Source organism: Streptomyces atroolivaceus, assembly GCF_000717025.1.
In the GTDB taxonomy this organism is placed as follows: Bacteria; Actinomycetota; Actinomycetes; order Streptomycetales; family Streptomycetaceae; genus Streptomyces; species Streptomyces atroolivaceus.
Map to the genome: position 1 here is coordinate 1 of NZ_JNXG01000051.1, position 1,198 is coordinate 1,198.

1 protein-coding gene is annotated in these 1,198 nt (G+C 72.5%); it reads left to right on the top strand.

Going from position 1 to position 1,198, the window contains the following annotated elements; translation table 11 throughout:
* A partial coding sequence (locus OO67_RS35345) for an acyltransferase domain-containing protein (RefSeq protein WP_033305937.1) occupies positions 1-1,198 on the top strand: 1,198 nt, incomplete at both ends.

Consider the following 1,198-nt stretch of genomic DNA (forward strand, 5'->3'; position numbering starts at 1 on the left):
TTCCTCTTCACCGGCCAGGGCAGCCAACGCCTCGGCATGGGACGCGAACTCCACGAAGCCCACCCCGTCTTCGCCGCCGCCTTCGACGAGGTCACCGAGCTCTTCGATCCCCTCCTGGACCGCCCGCTGCGCACGGTCATGTGGGGGCAGGACGCAGATCTGCTCAACCGGACGCAGTACACCCAGCCGGCCCTGTTCGCCCTGCAGACCGCGCTGTACCGGACCCTCGAACACGACGGACTCACCCCCCACGTCCTCATCGGCCACTCCATCGGTGAGATCGCCGCCGCCCACGTCGCCGGGGTCCTCTCGCTCCCCGACGCCGTCGCCCTCGTCGCCGCCCGCGGCCGGCTCATGCAGGCCGCCCGCACCGACGGCACCATGATCGCCCTCCAAGCCACCGAGGACGAGGTGCTCCCCCTGCTCACGGCCGGCATCGACATCGCCGCCCTCAACGCACCCGGCTCGCTGGTGGTCTCCGGGGACGCCGCGGAGGCCGTCGCCCTCCAGGAACGCCTGGGCGCGGAGGGCCGCAGGACCACACGTCTCACCGTCAGCCACGCCTTCCACTCCGCCCACATGGACGGCGTCCTCGACGACTTCCGCCAGGCGATCGACGGACTGACCTACCACCCACCGAAGATCCCGGTGATCTCCAACGTCACCGGACTCCCCGCCACCGGCGACGAACTCACCACCCCCGCCTACTGGGCCGAACACATCCGCCGGGCCGTCCGCTTCCACCCCGGCATCCAGCACCTCGAGACCGAGGGCGTCACCCGCTACCTCGAACTCGGCCCCGACGCGACCCTCACCACCCTCGCCCAGCAGACCGTCCGCGCCGGGGCGGTCGTCACCGCGGCCCTGCGCAAGACGTCCCCCGAGCCCCTCGCCTTCGCGACCGCCGTCGCCCGTCTGCACACCGGCGGCCACTCCCCCTCGGCGTGGCGACGCGGGCACACTCCCGCCCACCCTGACGGTCTGCCCACCTATCCCTTCCAGCGGAGCCACTTCTGGCTCGCGCCGCAGCGCTCCGGTACCGACGTGACCGCAGCCGGGCTGACCGCCGCCGACCACGCGCTTCTCGGAGCGGCGGTCACCCTCGCCGACACCGACCAGCTCGTCCTCACCGGCCGGATCTCCCTGCGCACCCACCCCTGGCTCGCCGACCACACCATCGCCGGCACCACCCTCCTGC